This is a genomic window from Pseudomonas sp. TH06 (assembly GCF_016651305.1).
Lineage (GTDB): Bacteria > Pseudomonadota > Gammaproteobacteria > Pseudomonadales > Pseudomonadaceae > Aquipseudomonas.
In genome coordinates, this window is sequence record NZ_JAEKEC010000001.1 from 4,918,867 (window position 1) to 4,945,479 (window position 26,613).

At 59.9% G+C, this 26,613-nt stretch carries 16 protein-coding genes; 5 read left to right on the forward strand and 11 right to left on the reverse strand.

Annotation, left to right across the window (positions count from 1 at the left end; all coding sequences use genetic code 11):
- Positions 1-85: 85 nt before the first annotated feature.
- The 3 genes from glgB to JFT86_RS21880 form a co-directional block, all read right to left on the reverse strand.
- Entirely contained in the window at positions 86-2,317 is a 2,232-nt protein-coding gene (glgB, locus tag JFT86_RS21870; RefSeq protein WP_201238292.1) for a 1,4-alpha-glucan branching protein GlgB, read from the reverse strand.
- A 2-nt stretch (positions 2,318-2,319) separates the two neighbouring features.
- On the reverse strand, positions 2,320-5,661 hold the full coding sequence (treS, locus tag JFT86_RS21875) for a maltose alpha-D-glucosyltransferase (RefSeq protein ID WP_201238293.1): 3,342 nt from the start codon (positions 5,659-5,661) through the stop codon (positions 2,320-2,322).
- Between the two features lie 207 nt (positions 5,662-5,868).
- Positions 5,869-7,866, reverse strand: a complete 1,998-nt coding sequence (locus JFT86_RS21880; RefSeq protein ID WP_201238294.1) for an alpha-1,4-glucan--maltose-1-phosphate maltosyltransferase — start codon at positions 7,864-7,866, stop codon at positions 5,869-5,871.
- Positions 7,867-8,083: 217 nt separating this feature from the next.
- Here JFT86_RS21880 and JFT86_RS21885 point away from each other — a divergent pair, with 217 nt between their 5' ends.
- On the forward strand, positions 8,084-8,242 hold the full coding sequence (locus tag JFT86_RS21885) for a hypothetical protein (protein WP_201204089.1): 159 nt from the start codon (positions 8,084-8,086) through the stop codon (positions 8,240-8,242).
- Positions 8,243-8,284: 42 nt separating this feature from the next.
- On the opposite strand, the gene JFT86_RS21890 is transcribed toward JFT86_RS21885, so the two are convergent.
- The gene (locus JFT86_RS21890) at positions 8,285-8,797 is read right to left on the reverse strand and encodes an MgtC/SapB family protein (protein WP_201238295.1); all 513 of its coding nucleotides are present in this window, start codon (positions 8,795-8,797) and stop codon (positions 8,285-8,287) included.
- Between the two features lie 124 nt (positions 8,798-8,921).
- Between JFT86_RS21890 and JFT86_RS21895 the strand changes: the two genes are divergently transcribed.
- The 3 genes from JFT86_RS21895 (at position 8,922) to mapR (ending at position 12,433) form a co-directional block, all read left to right on the forward strand.
- Positions 8,922-9,170, forward strand: a complete 249-nt coding sequence (locus JFT86_RS21895; RefSeq protein WP_201238296.1) for a DUF3203 family protein — start codon at positions 8,922-8,924, stop codon at positions 9,168-9,170.
- A gap of 195 nt (positions 9,171-9,365) precedes the next feature.
- Positions 9,366-10,796 (forward strand): cytochrome c oxidase accessory protein CcoG, encoded by a 1,431-nt coding sequence (gene ccoG / locus JFT86_RS21900; protein WP_201238297.1) that lies wholly within the window; start codon positions 9,366-9,368, stop codon positions 10,794-10,796.
- Positions 10,797-11,023: 227 nt separating this feature from the next.
- Positions 11,024-12,433, forward strand: coding sequence for a GntR family transcriptional regulator MpaR (mapR, locus tag JFT86_RS21905; RefSeq protein WP_102355104.1), 1,410 nt, complete (start codon positions 11,024-11,026; stop codon positions 12,431-12,433).
- A gap of 124 nt (positions 12,434-12,557) precedes the next feature.
- On the opposite strand, the gene JFT86_RS21910 is transcribed toward mapR, so the two are convergent.
- From JFT86_RS21910 to tpx, 7 genes are all read right to left on the reverse strand, one after another.
- Positions 12,558-13,304 (reverse strand): SDR family oxidoreductase, encoded by a 747-nt coding sequence (locus JFT86_RS21910; RefSeq protein ID WP_201226074.1) that lies wholly within the window; start codon positions 13,302-13,304, stop codon positions 12,558-12,560.
- A gap of 270 nt (positions 13,305-13,574) precedes the next feature.
- Positions 13,575-15,656 carry an EAL domain-containing protein gene (locus JFT86_RS21915; protein WP_201238298.1) on the reverse strand — a complete coding sequence of 694 codons (2,082 nt, stop codon included), beginning with the start codon at positions 15,654-15,656 and terminating at the stop codon, positions 13,575-13,577.
- Between the two features lie 344 nt (positions 15,657-16,000).
- A complete protein-coding gene (locus tag JFT86_RS21920) occupies positions 16,001-17,473 on the reverse strand; it encodes an efflux transporter outer membrane subunit (protein ID WP_201238299.1) in 1,473 nt (490 codons plus the stop codon).
- Complete coding sequence (locus JFT86_RS21925) at positions 17,470-20,577, reverse strand: efflux RND transporter permease subunit (RefSeq protein ID WP_201238300.1); 3,108 nt, start codon at positions 20,575-20,577, stop codon at positions 17,470-17,472. The genes JFT86_RS21920 and JFT86_RS21925 overlap by 4 nt, the downstream gene beginning before the upstream one ends.
- Before the next feature lie 142 nt (positions 20,578-20,719).
- Positions 20,720-23,821 (reverse strand): MdtB/MuxB family multidrug efflux RND transporter permease subunit, encoded by a 3,102-nt coding sequence (locus JFT86_RS21930; protein ID WP_201238301.1) that lies wholly within the window; start codon positions 23,819-23,821, stop codon positions 20,720-20,722.
- A complete protein-coding gene (locus tag JFT86_RS21935) occupies positions 23,818-25,125 on the reverse strand; it encodes an MdtA/MuxA family multidrug efflux RND transporter periplasmic adaptor subunit (protein ID WP_201238302.1) in 1,308 nt (435 codons plus the stop codon). Before JFT86_RS21935 ends, JFT86_RS21930 begins: the two co-directional genes overlap by 4 nt.
- 189 nt (positions 25,126-25,314) lie before the next feature.
- The gene (gene tpx, locus JFT86_RS21940) at positions 25,315-25,815 is read right to left on the reverse strand and encodes a thiol peroxidase (protein ID WP_103302155.1); all 501 of its coding nucleotides are present in this window, start codon (positions 25,813-25,815) and stop codon (positions 25,315-25,317) included.
- A gap of 313 nt (positions 25,816-26,128) precedes the next feature.
- On the opposite strand from tpx, the gene JFT86_RS21945 reads away from it, so the two are divergent.
- Entirely contained in the window at positions 26,129-26,554 is a 426-nt protein-coding gene (locus JFT86_RS21945) for a YciI family protein (protein ID WP_201238303.1), read from the forward strand.
- The last annotated feature ends 59 nt before the right edge of the window (positions 26,555-26,613 follow it).

Sequence of the window (26,613 nt, forward strand, 5' to 3'; positions counted from 1 at the left end):
ATCGCGAGCAGGCTCACTCCTACAGGGAAACGCATTTCAAATGTAGGAGTGAGCCTGCTCGCGATGGCAGCAACGCGGTCTCGGATCAGCCCCCGGGCTTGAGGATCAACACGGCCAGCGGCGGCAGATTCAGTTCCAGCGACAGCGCCTGGCCATGGCTCGGTACTTCCTCGGTAAACGCCCCGCCACCGTTGCCATAGTTGGAGCCGGCATAAGTGTCGGCGTCGCTGTTGAGCAACTCGCTCCAGCGCCCGGCGAACGGCACGCCGACCCGATACGACTGACGCGGCACTGGCGTGAAGTTCGCCACCACCAGCACCGGCTCACCGTCCTTGCTCCAGCGCAGCCAGGCATAAACGCTGTTGATCGCATCGTCGCCGATCAGCCACTGAAAGCCTTGCGGTGCATCATCCTGATCGTGCAGTGCCGGCAGTTCGCGGTACAGCCGATTGAGGTCGCCGACCAGTTTCTGTACGCCTTTGTGCTCGGAATACTGCAGCAGATACCAATCGAGCTGCTGATCGTGGTTCCACTCGCGCCACTGGCCAAACTCGCAGCCCATGAACAACAGTTTCTTGCCCGGATGCGTCCACATGAAACTCAGGTAGGCGCGCAGATTGGCGAATTTCTGCCAGCGATCGCCGGGCATCTTGTCGATCAGCGAGTGCTTGCCATGTACCACTTCGTCGTGGGAGATCGGCAGGATGAAACGCTCCGACCAGGCGTAGACCAGGCCAAAACTCAACTCGTTGTGGTGATGCGCGCGGTACACCGGATCCTGCTGAATGTAGTGCAGCGAATCGTGCATCCAGCCCATGTTCCATTTGTAGGCAAAACCGAGGCCGCCCTGCTGCGTGCTCTGACTGACGCCGGGCCACGCAGTGGACTCTTCGGCGATCACCAGCGCACCGGGCGCTTCCAGTTCGACCACGTCATTCAGGTGACGGAGGAAGTCGATGGCTTCGAGGTTTTCCCGACCGCCATGACGATTCGGCACCCACTCGCCGGCCTTGCGCGAATAGTCGCGATAAAGCATCGAAGCCACCGCGTCGACCCGCAATCCATCGACGTGGAAATGCTTCAACCAGTGCAACGCCGACGCCAGCATGTAGCCATGCACTTCGGTGCGGCCAAGGTTGTAGATCAGCGTGTCCCAATCCTGGTGAAAGCCTTCCAGTGGATTGCCGTACTCGTACAGCGCGGTGCCGTCGAATTGCGCCAATCCGTGGGTGTCCGTCGGAAAATGCGCCGGCACCCAGTCGAGAATCACACCGATATCGGCTTTGTGGCAGGCGTTGACGAACTCACCGAACTGCTCCGGCGTGCCGTAACGCGCACTCGGGGCGAATTGCGAGAGCAACTGATAACCCCAGGAACCGCCGAACGGGTGTTCCATGATCGGCATCAGTTCGATGTGGGTGAAACCCAGTTCCTTCACGTACGGAATCAAGCGCTCGGCCAGTTCCGGCCAGGTGTATTGGCGCGCAACCTCACCCAGATCATCCAGCTCGCATTGCCAGGAGCCGACGTGCAACTCGTAGATCGACAGCGGCGCCGAATGCTTCTGGCGTTCGCGGCGCCCGCTCATCCAGTCCTGATCCTGCCAGTCGACTTGCAGCGGCGCGGCGACTTTCGACGCGGTGTCCGGCGGCAGACTGGTGGCCAGCGCCATCGGGTCAGCCTTGAGCGGCAGAATGCCGTGGGCGCCGAGGATTTCGTACTTGTACAACTCCCCCGCTTGCAGGCGCGGGATGAACAACTCCCAGACCCCGGACGGGTGACGCAGGCGCATCGGATGCCGACGGCCGTCCCAGACGTTGAAATCACCGACCACGGAAACCCGTCGGGCATTCGGCGCCCACACCGCGAAGCGCACGCCATCAACGCCATCGACGGTTTTCAGCTGTGCGCCGAGGCAGGCGCTGAGATCGCGGTGATTGCCTTCGGCGAACAGATACAAATCCATTTCACCGAGCAACTGACCAAAGCTGTAAGGATCCTCCGCTTCCTGCTCGCCACCGGCCCAGCGCGTGCGCAACAGGTACGGCCGTGCGTGATCGAAATGGCCGACAAACAGCCCCGGGGTTTCGGTCTGTTCCAGCGGACCGCGTTCTTCGCCGCTGTCCTTGTCCAGTACGACAACGCTCAGGGCACCGGGTAAATAGGCGCGAATAAACTGCCCGCCCGCGCCATCGCCGTGCGGGCCAAGTATGGAAAACGGATCGTGATGTTCAGCACGTACCAGTGCGTCGATGTCTTTCGCCGCCGGCAGCAATGCTTCTTTGACCTGACCCTGTTCCTTGTTCGAGAAACTCATGACTACTCTCCACCAAGATCGGAAAAGGGTTTAAGCCCTGTCAATAACCCATACAAACCGTGCAACGGCACGGGCAGCCACGTCGGGCGATTTTCGGCTTCATAGGCCACTTCATAGGCCGCCTTCTCCAGACCGAACAACGCCAGCGCGGCGTCGGCACCGTCAGGATCTTGCCAGGCATGATCAAGACTAGCTGCCGCTCGGCGATATGCCTGAACAAATGCCTCGCGCGCCTCACGCAGATAGCGTTCGGCGACACGTTGACGTGCGCCTTCGGACTCGGCGCTGTGATCGACGTTGTGCACGTTGATGGTCATCGCCGCCGCGTAATCGAAGGAACGCAGCACACCGCTGACATCCTTGTACGGACTGTGTTTGCCACGACGCTCGCTCAGAGGCCGCGCCGGTTCACCCTCGAAATCGATCAGATAGGCATCGCCCTTGATCACCAGCACCTGGCCCAGATGCAAGTCGCCATGCACGCGGATGCGCAAACCACCGACGGATTTCTTCGCCAGATCCTGCACATGAGCAAGGATGGTTTTCTTCTCGTCGAGCAGGCGTTTGACCAGTTTCTGATCCGCCGCGTTGAGTTCGCCCTGATGCTGCTTGAGCAGTTTCAACGCATGCTCGACCTGCGCTGCGACGTCCTTGCCGGTGGCCTGTGCATCCTTGGCCGTACTGACTTGCGGCGCGAAATCGGCATTCTCGGTTGGCGCTGCGAGCACTTGGTGCATTTCGCCCAGACGCTGACCGAGCATCGCCGCAAAGTCCTTCAATTCGCCCAAAGCGTTGTAGTGCTGCTCCTGCTCGGACATGGCATCTGCGAGTTCATCGCGCAACGCCCGCTCAAGGTTGTTCTGCGTCCATTCCCAGGCGTCGCCCTGATTGCTCAGATAACCCTGAGCGATCATCAACAGATTGTCTTCACCCTGCGCGTCGCGGCGAATCACCGAGCCGAGCAGCGGAGAGATATTGGCAAATCCGGCGGCGGTCAGGTAAGCGCTCATCTCCAGTTCCGGGTGTACGCCAGAAGCGACTTTACGGATCAGCTTAAGCACCAGGCTGTTGCCGATCACCACCGAACTGTTCGATTGCTCGGCCGACAGGTAACGCACTTCGGATTCGCCACCGAGATTAAGTTTTTCCAGATGCGCCGTCGGTGCGAAACGGATCTCGCCTTCAGCCGACTCCAGCACCGTGTGGTTCTGCATACCTTGCAGGACCGCGCGAATAAACGTTTCAAGACTGAATGCGTCAGTGATCAAACCGACCTGACGCACCCGCCGCACGCGTGACAGTGCCAATTGCTGTGGCAACGCCGGGCCGACCTGGTCTTCGGAAATAAAGCCGAACGGCAACTGATAACGGCTGGTCTGGCCGCCGCTGGTGACTTCGATTTCGCTGAGCAGCACCGGGTGCTGGGCGTCGCCGAAGCGCACGCCATAAGCCAGATTGACCTTGTCGATGGCCGCATCCTTGCCGGCGAACCAGCGTCGGTTCTGCAGCCAGCTCGGCAGAATGCCCTGCTCCAGCGTGGTGCGGGACGGCGTTTCGAGCAGTTCTTCCATGCGTTTTTTCAGCACCAGCGTGGTGAAGTCCGGCAGGCTCTGCGCCGGCTCGACGTGCCAGCTCGGCATCTGGTTTTCGGTGGCCAGGGCGAACCAATAGAAGCCGTACGGCGCTAGGGTCAGGAGAAAGTTCAGTTGGCCAATCGGCGGGAAGGCATTACCGCCGAGCATCTCCACCGGCACCATGCCGACGTACGCCGACAGATCCAGCTCCGCCGCTTGCGCACTGCGCGAGACGTTGGCCACGCAGAGAATGATTTCGTGCTTGCCATCGGCATCGGTGAATTCGCGGGTGTAGGCCAGAATCCGGCGGTTGCTCGGCGAGAGCATTTTCAGCGTGCCACGGCCAAATGCCTTGGATTGCTTGCGCACGGCGAGCATGCGCCGGGTCCAGTTGAGCAGCGAATGCGGATCGCCGGCCTGGGTTTCGACGTTGACCGACAGATAGCCGTATTGCGGGTCCATGATCGGCGGCAGCACCAGGCTGGCCGGATCGGCGCGGGAGAAGCCGCCGTTGCGGTCAATCGACCACTGCATCGGCGTACGCACGCCGTCGCGGTCGCCGAGGTAGATATTGTCGCCCATGCCGATCTCGTCGCCGTAATACAACGTCGGCGTGCCCGGCATCGACAGCAGCAGGCTGTTGAGCAATTCGACGCGGCGGCGATCACGTTCCATCAAGGGTGCCAGACGTCGACGAATACCGAGGTTGATCCGCGCGCGGCGGTCAGCGGCGTAGTAATTCCACAGGTAATCGCGCTCCTTGTCGGTGACCATCTCCAGCGTCAACTCATCGTGGTTGCGCAGGAAGATTGCCCACTGGCAGTTGGCGGGGATTTCCGGGGTCTGGCGCAAAATATCGGTGATCGGGAAGCGATCTTCCTGGGCCAGCGCCATGTACATGCGCGGCATCAGCGGGAAGTGGAACGCCATGTGACATTCATCGCCATTCAAGCCCGCCGCGTCGGTGTCGCCGAAATACAGCTGGGTGTCTTCCGGCCATTGGTTGGCCTCGGCCAGCAGCATGCGGTCGGGATAATTGGCGTCGATCTCGGCACGAATCTGCTTGAGGACGTCGTGGGTCTCCGGCAGGTTTTCGTTGTTGGTGCCGTCGCGTTCGATCAGGTACGGAATCGCGTCGAGACGCAGACCGTCGATGCCCATGTCCAGCCAGTAGCGCATGACCGAGAGCACCGCTTTCATCACTTGCGGGTTGTCGAAATTCAGGTCCGGCTGGTGCGAATAGAAGCGGTGCCAGAAGTACTGGCCGGCGACCGGGTCCCAGGTCCAGTTGGACTTTTCAGTGTCGAGAAAAATGATCCGTGTGCCGTCGTATTTCTGGTCGTCATCCGACCACACGTAGAAGTCTCGCGCCGCCGAGCCGGGTTTGGCCTTGCGTGCGCGCTGAAACCACGGGTGCTGGTCGGAGGTGTGGTTGATGACCAGCTCGGTGATCACCCGCAAACCGCGTTTATGCGCCTCGGCGATAAAGCGCTTGGCGTCGGCCATGGTCCCGTAATCGCTGTGCACGCCACGGTATTCGGCGATGTCGTAGCCGTCATCGCGGCGTGGCGAGGGGTAGAACGGCAACAGCCAGATGGTGTTGACGCCGAGTTCGGCGATGTAATCGAGTTTGGCGATCAGGCCGGGAAAGTCGCCGATCCCGTCATTGTTGGAGTCGAAAAACGATTTGACGTGAACTTGATAGATCACCGCATCCTTGTACCAGAGCGGGTCTTTGATGAAGGTGGCTGCCTTGGGTTTCTTCGCCATGTGAAACTCCTGTTCAATTCGCTAAGACCACATGAATACCCTGTGAAGAAAGGGCTTTTGTGGTGAGGGGATTTAGCGAAACGTCGCACCGCCCCGATGGGCTGCGAAGCGGCCCCGCTTTTATCCAGTAATAACAAGCTGCTTTATGTGGCTGCTGCGCAGACAGTCGGGGATAAATCCCCTCACCACAAAAAACAGGGCAGAGCATCAAGGGGCAGTGATTCGCCAGATCCCGAACGGCTGATACGCCGGGTCAATGCGCATGAACTGATATTTGCCATGCCAGTCCCAGCGATGCCCGTTCATCAAATCCTCGCCGTGGGTTGTCGCGTCGTCCGGCAGGCCCATTTCCCACAGCGGCAGTTCGAAATTCGCTTCCTGCACGTTATTGGGATCGAGGCTGACCGCCACCAGAATGAAATTGCTGCCGTCAAAACTGCGCTTGCCGAAGTACAGAATGTTGTCGTTCCAGGCGTTGTAGATTTTCAGGCCCAGGTGCGTGTGCAGCGCCGGGTTCTGCCGGCGGATGCGGTTGAGCTGGGCGATCTCGGCAATGATGTTGCCGGGGGCGGTGAAGTCGCGGACGCGGATTTCGTACTTCTCCGAATCGAGGTATTCCTCCTTGCCCGGCACCGGCGCCGCTTCGCACAGTTCATAGCCGGAATACATGCCCCACAGGCCCGAGCCCATGGTCGCCAACGCCGCACGGATGAGAAAACCGGGGCGTCCGGACTCATGCAGGAACGCCGGGTTGATGTCCGGCGTGTTGACGAAAAAGTTCGGCCGATAGCATTCGCGCCACGGCGACTCATTCAGTTCGGTGAAATAGGTGGCCAGTTCAGCCTTGGTGTTGCGCCAGGTGAAATAGGTGTAGCTCTGGGTGTAACCGACCTTGCCCAGACGCGCCATCATCGCCGGCGTGGTGAACGCCTCGGCGAGGAAAATCACTTCCGGGTGCAGCGCCCGCACATCGGCAATCAGCCACTGCCAGAACGGCAGTGGTTTGGTGTGCGGGTTATCAACGCGAAAGATCTTCACGCCCTCTTCGACCCAGCCGACGACGATGTCGCGCAGCTCGACCCACAGACTCGGGATCGCGTCCGGCGCGTAGAAATCGACGTTGACGATGTCCTGATATTTCTTCGGCGGGTTCTCGGCGTATTTGATCGTGCCGTCCGGTCGCCAGTTGAACCAACCCGGATGCTGCTTGAGCCATGGGTGATCCTGGGAACACTGGATGGCGAAATCGAGGGCGATTTCCAGACCATGCTCAGCCGCAGCGGCCACCAGTCGACGGAAGTCTTCGCGGGTGCCGAGTTGCGAATGGATCGCCTCGTGGCCGCCCTCCTCGCTGCCGATCGCATACGGACTGCCGGGATCGTCCTGGCCGGCGGTCAGGGAATTGTTGCGGCCTTTGCGGTGCGCACGACCAATCGGATGAATCGGCGTGAAGTACAGCACGTCGAAGCCCATGTCCTGAATCATCGGTAGCCGTGAATGCACGTCGTTAAAGGTGCCGTGACGGTTGGGATCGTCGGTGATCGAGCGCGGAAACAGCTCATACCAACTGGCGAACTCGGCCAGTTCACGCTCGACATCCATGGGGAACTCGGCGCTGACGCTCAAATAGGCACGGTGATCAGCCTGGGCCATCAGTTGCGCACTGTGCGAGTGCAAGAACAGCGCGACCTGCTCGGTTTCGAGCAGCCCGGACAGTTCGTGGTGCAACGCGGCGAGCTGTTCGCTGAGCTGGCCTTCGCTGCGTTCGGCGGCCTGTTGCACCATCGTCCGGCCTTCTTGCAGCTCAAGCGAAACCGGTACGGCGGCGTTGTGCTTCTTCTCCAGTTCGTACTGGAAACTGGCGAAATGGTCGATCCACGCCTCGATGCAATACAGGAAACGGCCCTGATGCTCGGGGCGGAACTGGCCTCGCCAGCCGTTATTGCCCTGATCGGCCATGACCTCGCTTTGCCAGGTCTCTTCGCCTTCCTCGCGCCAGCGAATGCGCACGGCAAGTTTGTCGTGGCCATCGGCGAACACTTTGCTGGTGACCACCACGTCGCGGCCGGCAATCGACTTCACGGCGAACTGTCCGCCATCGAGGGTCGGCATGGTGTTTTCGATGACGATGCGTGGCAACAGCAACGCCTGTGACAGTGGCATGTGCGGGTTGTAGCTCAGGTCAGACGGTTTTTCAGCAGTCATTGAGCATCTCTCCTTAACGCCCCAAGGACGCTCTTGTGCCGGATCAGTATTCACAACAGGACACCGGCCCCGTCATGAACTCACTTAGGTTCGGAGCGACCGGCACCGGGAAAAGTTCAGAGCAAATTGCCCGACACGAAAAGCGGATCGAATTCGCCACGAGGTGGTCAACCCACTTAAGCACTTCTCACGCCATGTGCCACACGGAGGTCTACAGATGAACAACCCGTTCCCGGCGGAAACGCCCGATCCGAACATCGACAACCCGACGATTCCCGAGACCGAACCACAACCGGTGCCCGAGCAGGAACCACCGGGCACCACGCCACCGCCGAAAGAAGAGCCGCCAACGACGATGCCGCCAGTGATCGTCTAACCTGTCGCCGCGACCGATCGTTCCGATCATGGGATCGATCGGTTACAGGTGATCGTTCTTCTGCTCGTCCTTTTCGAACAACCTGACGACATGCGGCATCACGCTGAAAATCGCCAATGCCAGAAAGGTGCTGAGCAGCGCCGTGGCCTCCTTGCCCAAACCGGCCGCGACACCGATGGCGGCCGTCATCCACAGACCAGCTGCCGTGGTCAGTCCTTTGACATGGCCTTCATCGCCTTCCTTGTTTTTCAGGATAGTACCGGCGCCGAGAAATCCGATCCCGGCAATCACCCCCTGCAACACACGGCTCATAGCGTCTGACTCAGCCCCCGAAGTCTGCGGCACCAACACAAACAGAGCCGCACCCAGCGCCACCAGCATGTGCGTGCGCACCCCGGCAGCCTTGCCCTTGTGCTCGCGCTCGAAGCCGAGAATTCCGCCGAGTACCGCCGCCATCAACAGGCGCACGGTAATCCGCGTCAGTTGCGAGGCATCGCCGATATCAGCGAATTCCGTTTGCAGCGTTTCCCACACTTCATGCCACCACGCGTTCATCGGGTTGTCCTTGTTATTGGCTGAATAAACGATGGACAGCGCCGACCATTAATCAGTTGCGCAGAACCATCGGCAAAGCCTGTGCCCTAACGCTTTAGACCCCCTGTAAAAAAGGACAGCCACCATGTCTCTGCGAATCGACGATTCCAATCCCGAGCAAAAAGTCTGTTTCTTCACCGACGAAGATGGCGAAGAAATTCGTATCTGCGACACCCTTGAGATCAAAACCGATAGCGACAAAGCCATGTCCTTTGTGGAAATCGAAGGCCGCCGCGTTTACATCACCGAAGCAGATGCCGACGCTCTGACTGTCGCAGGTGCCAAGGACGGTCGTAAGCACCTGAAGGCTGATTCGAGTGATTCGGTGATTTGACTGACCCCGGTCAATGCCCGCCGCAAACGCCTGCGATAGGCGTTTGCGCCCTTGTCTGCGGGCTGCTTCAACTTGTCGCAGGGCTTCTGCCAAAAGCCATCTGATACGCTTTTTATTGAAATATCTGAGTCTGTTATGCAAACAGATCGACGCTCATAGTGCATCGGCCTGATGGAGGCTGATGAGCGAACGACCATGAGCGAACAAATCCCCGTCCGAACCGTAGAAGCATCTCCCCAGATAAAAAAAGTACCGGCGCGCCCAATGAAGGCGAAACACGCCACCAGCGACAACCAGATTTTCACCCGCAGTTTTACCGGCCTGTTCCGCACCTTGCGCATGAGCGGCGCGGGGTTTCTGTTCCTGCTGTTTTTCGGCACGGTGTGGCTGAATTGGGGCGGTCGTCAGGCCGTGCTGTGGGATTTGTCGGAAAGCAAATTCCACATCTTCGGCGCGACCTTCTGGCCACAGGATTTCATTCTGCTCTCGGCGCTGCTGATCATCGCCGCGTTCGGCCTGTTCGCCATCACCGTGTTCGCCGGGCGCGTCTGGTGTGGCTACACCTGCCCGCAGAGTTCGTGGACGTGGATTTTCATGTGGTGCGAGAAAATCACCGAGGGCGAACGCAACCAGCGGATCAAACTGCAAGCGGCGCCGTGGGGCCTGAACAAACTGGCCCGGCGTGCGGCCAAGCACACGCTGTGGCTGGCGATCAGCGTGATGACCGGCCTGACCTTCGTTGGTTACTTCACACCAATCCGCCCGCTCGCTGAAGAACTGCTGACCCTGCAAATCGGCGGCGTCAGTCTGTTCTGGGTGCTGTTCTTCACCGCCGCCACTTACATCAACGCCGGTTGGCTGCGTGAAGCCGTGTGCATGCACATGTGTCCGTATGCCCGATTCCAGAGTGTGATGTTCGACAAAGACACTCTGGCGATTGCCTACGACGTGGCACGCGGCGAGAACCGTGGCCCGCGCAAGCGCGACGTAAAACCGGTCGAGGCCGGGCTTGGCGATTGCATCGATTGCCAGTTGTGCGTGCAGGTCTGCCCGACCGGCATCGACATCCGCGACGGCTTGCAGATGGAATGCATCGGTTGCGCGGCGTGCATCGACGCCTGTGATTCGATCATGGACAAAATGAACTACCCACGCGGTTTGATCCGCTACAGTTCCGAACGTGAATTGCAGGGTGGCAAGACACACCTGCTGAGGCCACGGCTGATCGGTTATGTCGCGGTGCTGCTGGTGATGATCGGCGCACTGGCGCTGGCGCTGGTCGAGCGGCCGATGGTCTCGCTGGACGTGACCAAGGATCGCGGGCTGTTCCGTGAAAACGGTCAGGGCCAGATCGAAAACATCTACACCCTCAAAGTCATCAACAAGACCCAGCAGCGCCAGGACTACAACCTGAGCCTGGTGGACGGCGACGGCTTCCAGTTGCAAGGCAAGACCGAACTGAGCCTGGCGCCGGGCGAGATTGTCGATGTGCCGGTGTCGGTGGCGATGACCACGGAACGCCCGAGCAGCAGCTCGCAGACCTTGAGTTTCAAGATTGCCGACAGCGATGAGCCAGAGATTTACAGCGTGGCGAAAAGCAGGTTTGTGGCGCCGATGAATCGTTGAGCCGTTAAGATGCTGTCGTTTTTCACTGACAACGCAACACCCTGTGGCGAGGGGATTTATCCCCGATGGCTGCGAAGCAGCCCCAAACCCTACAGCTGAGAAATACCTGGCACACCTCGCTGCATGGTTTCAGGGCTGCTTCGCAGCCCATCGGGGCGGTGCGACGTTTCGCTAAATCCCCTCACCACAATTGCATACACTCGAATCACTCACTGACCGGGCAACCGATGAAACGCTACGAAAAATTCGCCGACGACATCGCTGAACTGATCCGCTCCGGAGTCCTCGGCCCCGGCCAGCGCGTGCCGTCGGTGCGCTATGCCAGCCAGACCTACGGTGTCAGCCCGTCCACAGTATTCCAGGCCTATTACCTGCTTGAACGCCGCGGCCTGATCCGCGCCCGGCCGCGCTCCGGCTATTTCGTCAACACCCACGCCCCGAGCCCGTTCTCGGAGCCGGTGATCAGCAGCCACGTCAGCGATTCCACCGAGGTCGACGTCAGCGAATTGGTGTTCTCGGTGCTGGAGTCGATCAAAGACCCGAGCACCGTGCCGTTCGGCTCGGCATTCCCCAGTCCGACGCTATTCCCGTTGCAACGCCTGTCCCGCTCACTGGCCAGCGCCGCACGGGAAATGGACCCGCGCATGGTCGTCACCGACATGTCGCCGGGCAATCCACAGCTACGTCGACAAATCGCCCTGCGTTACATGGTTGGCGGGTTGATGCTGCCGATGGAGGAGCTGCTAATCACCAACGGCGCCCTCGAAGCGCTCAACCTGTGCCTGCAAGCGGTGACCGAACCCGGTGATCTGGTGGCCATTGAGGCCCCGGCGTTCTACGCCAGTCTGCAAGTGCTGGAGCGCCTCAAGCTCAAAGCCGTGGAAATCCCCGTGCACCCGCGTGACGGCATCGATCTCGGCGTGCTCGCGCAGACGCTGGAGCGCCATCCGATCAAGGCCTGCTGGTGCATGACCAGTTTCCAGAACCCGATGGGCGCGACCATGCCCGAGGCGAAGAAACAGGAACTGGTCGAACTGCTGCGCCGCCATCAGGTGCCGCTGATCGAAGACGATGTCTACGCCGAACTCTATTACGGCCAACAGGCGCCAAAACCGGCCAAGGCGTTCGACACCGAAGGACTGGTGATGCATTGCGGCTCGTTCGCCAAAAGTCTCGCCCCCGGCTATCGCATCGGTTGGGTCGCTGCCGGACGTTACGCGCAAAAGATCGAACGGCTGAAACTGATGACTTCGTTGTGCGCGTCAATGCCGGCACAAGCGGCGATTGCCGATTACCTGCAACACGGCGGCTACGATCGGCATCTGCGCAAACTGCGCTACGCCCTGGAAGAACAGCAGAGCGCGATGCTGGCGGCGATTGCCCGTTATTTCCCGGCGCAGACGCGGGTCAGTCAGCCGGCGGGCGGCTACTTCCTGTGGCTGGAACTACCGCCGCAGATGGATTCGTTGAAGTTGTTTCAGATGGCACTGGCGCAAGGCATCAGCATCGCGCCGGGACCGATCTTTTCGCCGACGCAGCGGTTTCGTAATTGCATCCGCTTGAATTACGGCAGCCCTTGGACCGAGGATTCGGAGAAAGCCATGGAGACGCTGGGACGGATTGTGCGGTCGTTCTGACAGATTGTTTGTGCTTCGCAAAATGCTATCGCGAGCAGGCTCACTCCTACAGGGGAACGCATTCCAACTGTAGGAGTGAGCCTGCTCGCGATGAGGCCCGCCCGAGCGACGCTGATCCGAATGCCTAACGCCCGCCACCCAGATCGACGAAGGTACCGGTGGCATATGAAGCCTTGTCGGAAAGCAACCAGACAATCGCCTCCGCCACTTCATCCGGCCGTCCGCCACGGGCCATCGGAATCGCCGACTCAAGCTTGCTGACCCGATCCGGATCACCGCTCAAAGCATGGAAATCGGTGTAGATGAATCCCGGACGGACCGCATTGACCCGAATCCCCTCGCCCGCCACTTCCTTGGACAGACCGATGGTGAAGCTGTCGAGCGCGCCTTTGGATGCCGCGTAATCAACGTATTCATTCGGCGAGCCGAGGCGCGAAGCCACTGACGACACGTTGACAATACTGCCACCCTGCCCGCCGTGCTTGGGCGACATGCGCAGGATCGCGTGCTTGGCGCAGAGGATCGGCGCCAGGACATTGGTTTTCATGATTTTGAGGATGCGGAATTCGGACATTTCATCGACTCGCGATTTGTGCCCGACGGTGCCGGCGTTGTTCACCAGTGCGGTGACCCGGCCCAGCTCGGTGTCGACCCGATGGAACATCGCGACCACTTCGTCTTCGATGCTGACGTCGGCGCGCACCGTAATGGCCTGAGCGCCCAGCGCACGGACTTGCTCCAGCACGCTTTGCGCGGCCTGCTCGTCCGACTGGTAATTGATGCAGATCCGATAGCCCTGCTCGGCAGCCAACAACGCCGTCGCGGCGCCAATCCCGCGGCCGCCACCGGTGATCACAATGACTTTATCCATGCTGGCCTTTCCCCCCAATGCCCACGTAACAATCGGGTGGAAGAATAACCGCCATTGACGGGTTTTGCATGGACTGTGTGCGAAGCGAAACCTGAGCTGAACACTTGTGGTGAGGGGATTTATCCCCGATGGGTTGCAGAGCAGCCCCAAAAACATCTGGCACGGTTTGTCAGGAATATTTGATTCGCAGGGTTTGGGGCTGCTGCGCAACCCATCGGGGATAAATCCCCTCACCACAGAGTTTTCCTCATCAGAAAGGGATTGTGCCGGTCAAACTGTCGCGTGCTTCTCGCCCCGGGTAATGTCCTGCATGAACTGGTCCGCCGGCATCGGATGCCCGAGCAGATACCCTTGCAACGAGTCACAGCCCAACTGCGTCAGGAAATCCTGCTGCGAGCCCGTCTCTACCCCTTCGGCGACAATCCGCAAGCCCAAGGCCTGGCCCAGCGCAACAATCGCCGAAACAATCGCTGCGTCGTCACTGTCATGCTCCAGATCGCGGACAAAACCGCGGTCGATCTTCAGCTCATTGGCCGGCAGACGCTTGAGGTACATCAGGCTCGAATAGCCGGTGCCAAAGTCATCGATCGACAGATCGACACCCATGTCCGACAACTCCTGCAACACGGTCATGCTCGCATCGGCGTCGCTCATGGCCGTGGTTTCGGTGATTTCGAGGGTCAGGCTGTTGGCCGGCAAATGGTGAGTCGCCAATGCCTTCGCGACACTGCGCACCAGCCCGGCATGGCAGAACTGCAACGCCGAGAGGTTCACGGCAATGCGCCAGTCGGTGTAGCCGAGCACGTACCACTCACGCATCTGTCGGCAGGCTTCATTGAGCACCCAATCACCGATCGGGATGATCAGACCGGACTTCTCCGCCAGATCAATGAACTTGTCCGGCATCAGCATGCCGTGGATCGGGTGCTGCCAGCGCAACAACGCTTCGGCGCCAACCGGATGACCGGTTGCGGCGTCAAATTTGGGCTGGTAATGCAGGGTGAACTGGCTGTGCTCCAGCGCTGCGCGCAAGTCCTGCAACAGTTGCAGTTGTTTGCGCGCGTTGTTGTTCATCGAGGCGTCGAAGAAGCTGTAACCGTTCTTGCCGCCACCCTTGGCGTGATACATCGCAGCGTCAGCGTTCATCAGCAGTTCCTGGGCGTTCTGGCCATTGCCCGGATACAGGGCGATGCCAACGCTGGCGGAGATCTGCAAATCATGTTCAGCCACACGGAATGATTGCGCGATCAGACCAACTTGGCGCGCCGCCAGTCCCAACGCATCGTTGGGTTCGGTCAGGCGCACCAGCAAGACAAATTCATCGCCGCCGATTCGCGCCAGCGTGTCGAGGCTGCGCAAGTCTTCGCGCAGACGCACGCCGACTTCACGCAACAGTTGGTCGCCCATGTGATGGCCGAAAGCATCATTGACCGGTTTGAAGCCGTCCAGATCGATGAACATCAACGCAAAGCAGCCACCTTGTTCATGGACTTTTTTCATCGCCTGATTGATCCGGTCGTCCAGCAACATGCGATTGGGCAGACCGGTCAGCGTGTCGTGCAGCGCCAGTTGCGTCAGTTCGCGGTTGGCCACCGTCAGCGAGTGCGCCAGATCCGCCGTGCGCGCTTCGAGGCGTGCGTCGAGAATCGAAGTCAGCAAGGCAATCGACAACACCGCCAGCGTGGTGATCAGCACCAGGCTGTCGAGGCCATTGCCTTTCAGGCCATTAACCGTCGCGCCGCAGAAACTGCCGTCAGGAAACTGCGCGGCTGCCATGCCGGTGTAATGCATGCCGACAATCGCGATGCCCATGATCACCGCAGCGCCAGCGCGAATCAGACGCACGTAAGGCGAATGCTGGCGCAGGCGGAAGGCAATCCACAACGCGGCGGCGGACGCACCGACGGCGATCAGCAAGGACGCGCCGAACAGCGTCGGGTCGTAGTCGATCCCGGGCGTCATGCGCATTGCCGCCATGCCCATGTAATGCATGGAACTGATGCCGGTACCCATGATCAGTGCGCCGAACGCCAATTGCAGGGCGGGCAATTTCGGCTGGCTGACCAGCCACAAGGCGAATCCGCAGGACAGCATCGCGATCAGCAGCGACAGGACTGTGAGGGTGACGTCATAACCGAGGTCGATCGGCAGTTTGAAAGCCAGCATGCCGATAAAGTGCATCGACCAGACGCCGACTCCCATGGCGAACGCGCCACCGGCCGTCCAGAAATGCACCGCCCGCCCTTTGGCGGTAGCGATACGACCGGTGAGGTCGAGCGCTGTGTAGGAAGCGAGGATCGCAACGCACAGCGAAATGAAAACCAATGTGGAGGAATAAGTACCGATGAGCATGCGAATTCTCGTGACCACCCAACCCCGATAGTGTCCATTCTCGGTCGGGCAAATGCGGCGATTGTACTGATTGCGCAGAAGAACGCACTGACAAAGTGAGCAATTTGCCATCAAGCCGATGAAACGCTTGTTCGATCGTCCTGCAAGGCTCTGGCCCGCATGTCATAGCCATTACTGAACCCTTGTGGTGAGGGGATTTATCCCCGACGGGCTGCGAAGCGGCCCCAAAATCCAGCAACGCAAGTATTCCTGAACCACCAGGTCGGATGGTTTCAGGGCTGCTCCGCAACCCATCGGGGCGGTGCGACGTTTCGCTAAATCCCCTCACCACAGGTTTGCGGCACTCACTTTTTGTTGTCGCTTACATCCAGATCGCCATCCCAGCCGCCGCCCAGCGCGGCAATCAATTGCACGCTGGCAATCAATCGGCTCTGCAGAATGTTCAGCACGGTCCGCTCGTTGCTCAGCGCCGTGGCCTGCACCACTACCACATCGATATAGGCAATCAGCCCGGCCTTGTACTGGTTTTCGGTCAGACGCAAAGAGTCACGCGCGGCATCGAGGGCTTCCTGGCGCACCGCAGCCTCATCCTCGTACACCTTCAACTGCACCAGATAGTTTTCCACTTCGCGGAAACCATCGAGCACGGTCTGCCGGTATTTGGCCACCGTCTGGTCATACACCGCCTCAGTGCGGTCGACTTCCGCCGAACGTATGCCGCCGTCGAACAGCGGCAGATCCAGTTTCGGCCCGACCGACCAGAAACGGTTCGGCAGACTGATCAGATCTTTCGAGGTGCTACTGCTGTAACCGCCACTCAGGCTCAGAGACAAATCCGGGTAATACGCGGCTTTCGCCACGCCGATGTTGGCGTTGGCGGCAATCACCGAGCGCTCGGCAGAGGCAATGTCCGGGCGACGCTCGAGCAACTGCGACGGCAGGCTCAACGGCACCTGCGGCAAGTTCGGAATGGTCTGCGTCTCCGCAATATTGAAATCTGCGGGTGCCTGCCCGGTCAGCACGGCGATGGCATTCTCGAATTGCGCCCGCTGCCAGATCAGATCGACCAGATCAGCCTGGGTGCTTTTCAGTTGTGTCTGCGCCTGAGCGACTGCGTCACGCCCGGAAACCCCGGCACGGTACTGGTTCTGGGTCATTTTCAGCGATTTTTCGTAAGCCGCCACCGTCGACTCAAGCAGACGCTTTTGCTGATCGATCACCCGTAATTGCAGGTAGTTCTGCACCAGTTCCGACTGTTGGCTCAGGCGCATCGCCGCCAGATCGGCAAAACTCGCCTGCGCGCTGGCCTTGTCGGCTTCAAGTCCACGACGCAGCTTGCCCCAGATGTCGGCTTCCCAACTGACACCCAACTCGGCGTTGTAAGTGTCGCGGATACCGCTGGAGGAACTGCTCAGGCTCGAACTGCTGCTGCCGGTGCCCTGACTTGAGCGGGTTTTGCCCAGACTCAGATCGACATTCGGATAAAACGCCCCACGTGCGCTGCGCACCAACGCCTGGGCTTGCCGGTATTGAGCTTCCGATTGCGCGACCGTCTGGTTGGAACTGTTGAGTTTCTCGACCAGGCCGTTGAGCTGCTGATCGCCATACAGTTCCCACCAGGCGCCACGGGCCAGCGAATCGCTCGGATTGGCTTGACGCCAGCCTTCGGCTTCCTTGTATTGAACGATTTCTGCGGTCTGCGGGCGCTGGTAATCCGGGCCGACAGCGCAGGCACTCAGCATCGCCACGCACAGCGACAGGCTCAACAGACGCGAGCCGCGAACGGTGGCCAGTTGGATAAGCGATTGGTCAGTCATAGCGGAGTTTCCAGAGCGGCATCAGTACGCACGCCACGCCATTTGTTGAAGCGATGGCGCAGCTTGTCGAGATAGAGGTAAACCACCGGGGTGGTGTAAAGCGTCAGCACCTGGCTGAAAATCAGTCCGCCGATGATGGTCAAGCCCAATGGCTGGCGCATTTCCGCGCCTTCGGCACGGCTGAGCAGCAGCGGCAAGGCACCGAGAATCGCCGCCAGCGTCGTCATCAGAATCGGTCGCAGACGTTGCAGGCAAGCACTGCGGATCGATTCCAGCGGCGTCATGCCGTGATGCCGCTCCAGTTGCAGTGCAAGATCGATCATCAGGATCGCGTTTTTCTTCACCACGCCGATCAGCAGGAACAACCCGAGCAACGAGATCAGGCTGAACTCGCCGCCCAGTGCATAGATCGATAGCAATGCGCCGACCCCGGCCGAAGGCAGCGTCGACAGAATCGTCAGCGGGTGAATGTAGCTCTCATACAGCACACCGAGGACCAGATACACCGCCAGCAACGCGCCGAGGATCATGAACGGCTGGCTCTTCTGGGTGGCGGCAAAGGCGTCGGCGGTACCGGCCATTTTCGCGATCACATCCTCCGGCAAGCCGAGCTTGGCAATCGCCCGCTCGATGGCGGCGCTGCCCTGCTCCACCGTCACGCCTTCGGCCATGTCGAAGGAAATGTCCTCGGAGGCAAACTGGCCTTCGTGGCTGACCCGGTCGTCTTCCAGACTGCTCTCGTAGTGAGCGATGGTCGACAGCGGAATCCGCGCACCGTCAGCCGTGATCACCTGCACCTGCTTGAGCGTCACCGGGTCCTGGGCGTATTTCGGATTGACCTCCATCACCACTTGATACTGGTTGAGGCTGTCGTAGATCGTCGAAATCTGCCGCTGGCTGTAAGCGTTGTTCAGCACCGCCGTGACCATGTTCATGTCGACGCCCAGGCGTTTGGCCTGATCACGGTCGACAATCAACGTCACTTGCTGCGCGCCCTTGCCTTCGCGGGCATCAATCGCGGTCAGTTCCGGTAAGGCTCGCAATGCCGCGACGACCTTTGGATACCACTTGCGCAACTCACCCAGATCACCGCTTTGCAGGATGTAGCTGTACTGCGAAGTGGTCTGTTCCCGGCCTCCGCCGAATTGCAGGTCCTGATCCGCCATCAGCATCAGTTGCGCACCGGCTACCTTGGGCATTTCCTTGCGCAGGCGTTCGATGACTTTCTGCGCCGACAACTGGCGCTCCTTGATCGGCTTCAGACGTACCAGCATGAACGCGTTGTTGGTGCCGTTGGTGCCACCGATGAACCCGGCGACACTCTCTACCGCTTCGTCCTTGAGCACGGCGCGGCGGAAGGTTTCCATTTTCGGCTGCATCACGCTGAACGACAGCCCGTCGTCGCCACGCACAAAACCGATCAACTGCCCGGTGTCCTGCTGCGGCATGAAGGTTTTAGGAACCACCACATATAGCGCCACATTGACGCCAACGGTGATGATCAGGCTGAGCAGCGTCAGGCGTCGATGGCGAAGCACCCAATCAAGGCTGGTGGCATATTTGCCGACCATCCAGTCGTTGGTCTGGCGACTCCAGCGTTGCAAACGGTTTTCCTGGCCCGGGGTGTGCGGCTTGAGCCAGCGGGCGCAGAGCATTGGTGTGAGCGTCAGGGACACCACCAGCGATACCACGATGGCTGCGGCCAAGGTGATGGAAAACTCGCGGAACAGGCTCTCGACAATCCCGCCCATGAACAGAATCGACAGGAACACCGCGACCAGCGAAACGTTCATCGACAGAAGCGTGAAGCCGACTTCCTTGGCGCCGAGGTAGGCGGCCTGCATCGGTTTGACGCCTTCGTCGATGTGCCGGGAAATGTTTTCCAGCACCACAATGGCGTCGTCCACCACCAGGCCAGTGGCAAGAATCAGCGCCATCAGCGACAGGTTGTTCAGCGAAAAACCATACAGGTACATCACCGCGAAGGTACCGACCAGCGACACCGGCACCGCCAACGTCGGAATCAGCGAAGCGCGGAAGTTACCGAGAAACAGGAACACCACCAGAATCACCAGTGCCACGGCGATCAGCAAGGTCATTTCGGCTTCGTGCAATGTCGCCTTGATCACCGGCGAGCGGTCCATCGCCAGATTCAGCTTGACGCTGGCCGGCAGCACCGCTTGCAACGCGGGGAGCTGCGCCTTGATCTCGTTGACCGTCTCGATGATGTTGGCGCCGGCCTGGCGGTTGATCACCAGCAGCACCGCCGCGTCATCGTTGAAGAAACCGCTGTTGTAACGGTCTTCGACGCCATCGCTGACTTTGGCCACATCCTTGAGGCGCAACGCGGCACCGTCGGCGTAATGGATGATCAGCGATTCGTAATCCTTGGCTTTTTCCAGTTGGTCGTTGGCCTGAATCTGCCACAACCGTTGACCGTCCTCGACCGAGCCCTTGGGCCGGCGCACGTTGGCGTCGGCGATGGTCTTGCGTACATCGTCGAGCGCCACGCCGTACTGGTTCAGTGCCTGCGGTTCGAGTTCGATGCGCACCGCCGGCAAGGAGCTGCCGCCGATCTGCACTTCACCGACGCCCTGAACCTGCGACAGGCTCTGCGAAAGAATGGTCGACGCCAAGTCGTAGAGCTGGCCTTTTTCCAGCACGTCCGAGGTCAACGACAGCACCATGATCGGTGCCTGCGACGGGTTGACCTTCTTGTAGGTCGGCATGCTGCGCATCCCGCTCGGCAGCAGATTGCGCGAAGCGTTGATCGCTGCCTGCACTTCCCGCGCCGCGCCATTGATGTCGCGGTCGAGGTCAAATTGCAGAATGACCCGGGTCGATCCCTGACTGGATCGACTGCTCATGGTGTTGACGCCGGCGATGGCGCCGAACGAACGTTCCAGCGGCGTGGCCACGGTGGACGCCATGACTTCCGGACTGGCACCGGGCAGGCTCGCCTGCACGACGATCACCGGGAAGTCCATTTGCGGCAACGGCGCCACCGGCAGCAAACCGAAACTCACACCGCCGAGCAACATGATCGCCAGGCTCAGGAGCATGGTCGCGACCGGGCGCTTGATGAAAGGACCAGAAAGATTCATTGACCGCGAACCCCGACTTCACACAATTCCCCTGTTGGAGTGAGCCTGCTCGCGATAGCGGTGTTTCTGTTTACATTGATGTTGCAGGTGCTGGCCTCATCGCGAGCAGGCTCACTCCTACACGGGTTATGTGTACGGACAGTCATACCGAGACCTCTTCGGTGTCGGCATCGGTTTTACCGAAACGACGGCCGAGACGGTCGAAATACAGGTAGATCACCGGTGTGGTGAACAGCGTCAGCACCTGGCTCACCAGCAAGCCACCGACCATCACCAGACCCAGCGGTTGACGCAATTCAGCCCCGGAACCGGTCGCCAGCATCAACGGCACCGCACCGAACAGTGCCGCCAGTGTGGTCATCAGAATCGGCCGGAACCGCAGCAGTGCCGCCTGATAGATCGCCTCCTCGGGCGCCATGCCCTGATTGCGTTCGGCATCGAGGGCAAAGTCGATCATCATGATCGCGTTCTTCTTGACGATGCCGATCAGCAAGATGATGCCGATGATCGCGATCATGCCCAGGTCGTTGCCGCTGAGCAGCAACGCCAGCAAGGCGCCGACCGCCGCCGACGGCAGGGTCGAAAGAATGGTGATTGGGTGGATGTAGCTCTCGTACAGCACGCCGAGCACGATGTACATGGTCACCACCGCCGCCAGAATCAGCAGCAAGGTGCTCGACAACGAAGCCTGGAACGCTTCGGCCGCGCCCTGGAACTGGGTCTGCACGCCAACCGGCATGCCGATGTCTTTCTGGACCTGCTCGATGATGTCTACCGCGTGCCCCAGCGCGACACCCGGGGCGAGGTTGAACGACATCATCACCGCCGGAAACTGGCCGATGTGGGTGATCGCCAGTTGCGCCTGACGTTCTTCGACGTGGGCCAGACTCGACAGGCGAACTTGCGCACCATCGGTGGTTTTGACGTGAATCTGATCCAGCGCCTGCGGGCCAATCTTCTCCCCGGCCTGCGCTTGCAGGACCACGCGGTACTGACTGGCCTGCGTGTAGATGGTCGAAATCTGCCGCTGGCCGAAGGCGTCGTACAGCGCATCGGTGATGTTTGCCACCGAAACGCCGAGGCGCGAAGCGGCATCGCGGTCGATGACCAGATAGACCTGCAAGCCTTTGTCCTGCAAATCACTGGCAACGTCGGTCAGTTCGGGACGCTGCGCCAGAGCCTCGACCAGTCGCCCGCTCCATTCGCTGAGCAATTCGGAATCCGGCGAAGACATGCTGAACTGGTACTGCGTACGACTGACCCGATCTTCAATGGTCAGGTCCTGTACAGGCTGCATGAACAGGCGAATGCCGACGAGTTTGTCCAGTTGCGGTTGCAGGCGCGCAATGACTTCGGTGGCGGTCAGATCGCGCTCGCCGTGAGGCTTGAGGTTGATCAGCAAGCGGCCGCTGTTGAGCGTGGCGTTGTCGCCATCGACGCCAATGTAGGACGACAGGCTTTGCACTGCCGGATCTTGAAGAATGACCTTGGCCAGTTCCTGTTGACGCTCACCCATCGCAGCGAAGGAAATCGATTGCGGTGCTTCGGAAATACCCTGAATCACCCCGGTGTCCTGCACCGGGAAGAACCCTTTCGGCACGACCATATAAAGGAACACGGTCAATGCCAGTGTGCCGATGGCCACTAGTAGCGTCAGCGGTTGATGCTTGAGCACCCACTGCAACTTGCGGCCATAAGCGGCGATCATCCAGTCGATGCACGCACCGCTGGCCCGGTAGAAACGGCCCTGCTCATGTTCTTCCGGCTCGCGCTTGAGCAGACGTGCGCACATCATCGGCGTCAGGGTCAGCGATACCACGAGGGAAATCAGGATCGCGACCGCCAGGGTGATGGCGAATTCGCGGAACAGGCGCCCGACGACGTCGGCCATGAACAGTAGCGGGATCAATACCGCGATCAACGACAGTGTCAGGGAAATCAGGGTGAACCCGATCTGCTTGGCGCCCTTGAGCGCGGCTTGCATCGGACTGTCGCCCTCTTCGATGAAACGCGCGATGTTTTCCAGCATCACGATCGCATCATCGACCACAAAACCGGTGGCGATGGTCAGGGCCATCAGGGTCAGGTTGTTGACCGAGAACCCCGCCAGGTACATCACGCCGAAGGTGCCGACCAGCGACAGCGGCACGGCCACCGACGGAATGATCGTCGCGCTGAAACGGCGCAGAAACAGGAACGTCACCATCACCACCAAGGCGATAGCGATCAACAGTTCGTGCTGCACGTCAGTGACCGAGGCACGGATGGTCTGGGTACGGTCGGTCAACACCGTGACTTCGAGACCGGCCGGCAGGTTGTCGGTGATGCTCGGCAGCAAGGCCTTGATCCGGTCGACCACTTCAATCACGTTGGCGCCCGGCTGACGCTGGATGTTCAGCAACACGGCCTGATTGAGGTTGGCCCACGCGGCCAGACGCTCGTTCTCGGCACCGTCAACGATTTCCGCGACATCCTTGAGCCGCAGCGGCGCGCCATTCTTGTAGGCGAGGATCAGGTTGGCGTAATCCTTGGGCGACGTCAGCTGGTCGTTGGCATCGAGCATCGACACCCGGGTCGGGCCGTCAAAGTTACCTTTCGGCTGGTTGACGTTGGACGCGCTGATCAGCGTGCGCACGTCCGACAGGTTCAGGCTGTTGGCGGCCAGTGCTTGCGGGTTGACCTTGATCCGCACCGCCTGACGCTGACCGCCGGCAATACTGACCATGCCGACGCCGCTGATCTGGGCGATTTTCTGCGCCATGCGCGTATCGACCAGGTCATTGAGTTTGGGCAGGAGCATGGTTTTCGAAGTGATGGCCAGGGTCAGCACCGGGGTGTCCGCCGGGTTGACCTTGTTGTACACCGGCGGCGCCGGCAAGTCAGTCGGCAGCAGGTTGGTCGCGGCGTTGATCGCGGCTTGCACCTGTTGTTCGGCAACGTCCATGTTGATGTCGAGGCTGAAACGCAGGGTCAGCACCGACGCGCCGCCGGAACTGGTCGAGGCCATTTGCGTCAGGCCCGGCATCTGCCCGAACTGGCGTTCAAGCGGTGCGGTGACGGCACTGGTCATCACGTCCGGGCTGGCGCCGGGGTACAAGGTCATGACGCGGATGGTCGGATAGTCGACCTGAGGCAGCGCCGACACCGGCAGCAAGCGATACGCGATCAGGCCGGCCAGCACAATGGCGAGCATGCTCAGCGTTGTGGCTACCGGTCGGAGGATGAACAGCCGCGAAATGTTCATGCGCCCTTCTTGGCCTTTTCAGTGACAGTGGCGTCAGTCGGGGTGGCGGCAGATTTGCCCTGCAGGTGTTCAGTCGGCGTGGTGGGTACTTGATTGCTGTCGTTGACCACCTCCACTTCGCTGCCCTCTTTCAGGCGGTCGGTACCTTCCAGTACCACGCGATCGCCCGCCGCCAGACCCTCGGTGATCACGGTGTTTTCACCGTCACTGGCGCCGATCTTCAACTGGCGGATGGTGACTTTCTTGTCACCGTCCAGCGCATAGACGAACGTGCCGTTGGTGCCGAACTGGATGGCGGCGGACGGTGCCAGTACCACGCCTTTGAGCGTGTCGGCCAGCAGGTGCACGTTGACGAACTGATTAGGGAACAACGACTGATCGCGGTTTTCGTAGCGGGCCTTGAATTTCAGCGTGCCGGTGGCGACGTCGATCTGGTTGTCGAGGCTTTGCAGTACACCGGTGGCTTGCAGTTTGGTGTCACCGCGATCCCAGGCTTCGGCCGGCAGTTTGGCGCCGCTGCGATAACGCGCAAGCACGGTTTCCAGGCTGTTTTCCGGCAGGGTGAAGGCGACACTGATGGGTTGGGTCTGAGTGATCACCGCGAGGAACGTGGTGTCGTTCGCCGCGACGAGGTTGCCGACGTCGACCTGACGCAGGCCAACGCGACCGGCAATTGGTGCGCGGATCTTGGTGAATTCGAGATTGAGCTTGGCGTCGTTGACCGCCGCCTGATTGGTCTTGACCGTGCCGAGGTACTGACCGACCAGCGCTTCGGCGGTGTCGAGAGTCTGTTTGGCGATGCTGTCTTCTTTGAAAAGACCGCGATAACGCTCGACATCGACCTGTGCGTTTTTCAGTTGCGCCTGATTCTGCAGCAAGGTTCCTTCGGCCTGGAGCAAGGCGTTCTGGTAAGGACGCGGATCGATCTCCGCCAGCAGGTCGCCGGCCTTGACCATCTGCCCTTCTTCGAAGTTGATCTTCACCAGTTCACCGCCGACCCGGCTGCGCACGTTGATGGTGTTCAACGCAGTCACCGTGCCGAGCGCCTTGTAATACAGCGGGAAGTCCCCCGTGACCGCCGGCGCCACGCGTACCGGAATCGGCCCGGAGCCACCGCCGAAGCCTGGACGCATCATCCCCGAACGTCCGGTGTGTCCGGCCGCAGCCTTCTCACCGCCCTCCTTGTGGGCTGAACCGGCCGGCCAGAATTTCCAGCACAGGACGGCAATAACCAACAAGACCAGCAGGCTGATCAGCCAGCGACGGGAGTTACGGGGGGATGATTGCATGGAGTGATTAACCATTGGGCGCGTGGGCTTCTTTTACAGGAGGCTGAACGATAAGCACTGGTGGGGGTAAAGCAAAGCAGCTTTACCGGCAATTTACCTTCAACTTACGTTTCAAGGTGTGAGGCAAAACACTGATACACAAATGAAAACGGCCTGGACAGGGCCAGGCCGTTAACAATTGTAAAAGCGATTGTTTCAGAGCACTTATTTCAGAACGGCGAGTGCAGCTTCGTAGTTCGGTTCTTCAGCGATTTCCTTGACCAGTTCGCTGTGCAGGACGTTGTCGTTTTCGTCCAGAACCACGACTGCGCGGGCAGTCAGGCCTTTCAGAGGACCGTCAGCAATGGCCACGCCGTAGTTTTCGATGAACTCGGCACCGCGCAGGGTCGACAGGTTCTGCACGTTTTCCAGGCCTTCGGCACCGCAGAAACGGGCCTGAGCGAACGGCAGGTCAGCCGAGATGCACAGCACCACGGTGTTGGCCACTTCGTTGGCCTGAGCGTTGAACTTGCGTACGGAAGTAGCGCAGGTCGGGGTATCGACGCTTGGGAAGATGTTCAGCACTTTGCGCTTGCCGGCAAAGTCTTTCAGGGTGACGTCGGACAGATTGCCGGCAACCAGAGAAAAGGCTGGCGCCTTGGAACCGGCTTGTGGCAACTGGCCGTTGACTTGAACCGGATTGCCTTTAAGGGTGACTTGAGCCATGACTTGAGTCCTTCTGAACGTTGTTTTAGAAAATCACGCAAGGGCCGAAGTTAACCACGAAATTGTTCTACAACCTATGCTTTGAATGAAATTGTCATGAACAACCACCCCAAACTGCATACAACTCAAGCCCCCCTGTAGGAGCTGCCGAAGGCTGCGATCTTTTGATCTTGATCTTGAAAAACAGGATCAAAAGATCGCAGCCTTCGGCAGCTCCTACAGGCTTGTTGCGTATTTTTTAACGCCTCTGTCGATTCATTCCACGATCGTTCGACTAATCAGTGAATCCCCCACCTTCCACGGAGTAACTGCCATGCGATTCATGATCCTCGTAAAAGCCAGTGCCGATTCCGAAGCTGGCGTCATGCCCAGCGAAGAGTTGCTGACCGCCATGGGCAATTTCAATGAAGAACTGGCCAAGGCCGGCATCCTGGTCGCCGCCGATGGCCTGCACCCAAGCAGCAAAGGCACGCGCGTGCGCTTCTCGGGCGACAAACGTACGGTGATCGACGGGCCGTTCATCGAAACCAAAGAGCTGGTGGCCGGCTACTGGATCTGGGACGTGAAGTCGAAAGAAGAAGCCATCGAATGGGTCAAGCGCTGCCCGAACCCGATGCCGGGCAGCGACTCGGACATCGAGATCCGGCAGATATTCTCTGCCGAGGACTTCGGCGAACAGTTCACACCTGAATTGCGCGAGCAGGAAGAGCGCATCCGCGACCAAGCGAAGAAATCCTGACCCATCCCACGCGTGGAATGCGATCAACCTGTGGGAGCGGGTTTGCTCGCTCCCACAGG

Bases quoted from the DNA above. Each gene is read 5' to 3' on its own strand.
- mapR (WP_102355104.1), top strand. From the start codon at position 11,024: ATGAAACGCTACGAAAAATTCGCCGACGACATCGCTGAACTGATCCGC.
- JFT86_RS21930 (WP_201238301.1), bottom strand. From the start codon at position 23,821: ATGAACATTTCGCGGCTGTTCATCCTCCGACCGGTAGCCACAACGCTG.
- JFT86_RS21925 (WP_201238300.1), bottom strand. From the start codon at position 20,577: ATGAATCTTTCTGGTCCTTTCATCAAGCGCCCGGTCGCGACCATGCTC.
- treS (WP_201238293.1), bottom strand. From the start codon at position 5,661: ATGGCGAAGAAACCCAAGGCAGCCACCTTCATCAAAGACCCGCTCTGG.
- JFT86_RS21885 (WP_201204089.1), top strand. From the start codon at position 8,084: ATGAACAACCCGTTCCCGGCGGAAACGCCCGATCCGAACATCGACAAC.
- JFT86_RS21945 (WP_201238303.1), top strand. From the start codon at position 26,129: ATGCGATTCATGATCCTCGTAAAAGCCAGTGCCGATTCCGAAGCTGGC.
- JFT86_RS21935 (WP_201238302.1), bottom strand. From the start codon at position 25,125: ATGGTTAATCACTCCATGCAATCATCCCCCCGTAACTCCCGTCGCTGG.
- JFT86_RS21880 (WP_201238294.1), bottom strand. From the start codon at position 7,866: ATGACTGCTGAAAAACCGTCTGACCTGAGCTACAACCCGCACATGCCA.
- ccoG (WP_201238297.1), top strand. From the start codon at position 9,366: ATGAGCGAACAAATCCCCGTCCGAACCGTAGAAGCATCTCCCCAGATA.
- JFT86_RS21915 (WP_201238298.1), bottom strand. From the start codon at position 15,656: ATGCTCATCGGTACTTATTCCTCCACATTGGTTTTCATTTCGCTGTGC.
- glgB (WP_201238292.1), bottom strand. From the start codon at position 2,317: ATGAGTTTCTCGAACAAGGAACAGGGTCAGGTCAAAGAAGCATTGCTG.
- JFT86_RS21895 (WP_201238296.1), top strand. From the start codon at position 8,922: ATGTCTCTGCGAATCGACGATTCCAATCCCGAGCAAAAAGTCTGTTTC.
- JFT86_RS21890 (WP_201238295.1), bottom strand. From the start codon at position 8,797: ATGAACGCGTGGTGGCATGAAGTGTGGGAAACGCTGCAAACGGAATTC.
- JFT86_RS21920 (WP_201238299.1), bottom strand. From the start codon at position 17,473: ATGACTGACCAATCGCTTATCCAACTGGCCACCGTTCGCGGCTCGCGT.
- JFT86_RS21910 (WP_201226074.1), bottom strand. From the start codon at position 13,304: ATGGATAAAGTCATTGTGATCACCGGTGGCGGCCGCGGGATTGGCGCC.
- tpx (WP_103302155.1), bottom strand. From the start codon at position 25,815: ATGGCTCAAGTCACCCTTAAAGGCAATCCGGTTCAAGTCAACGGCCAG.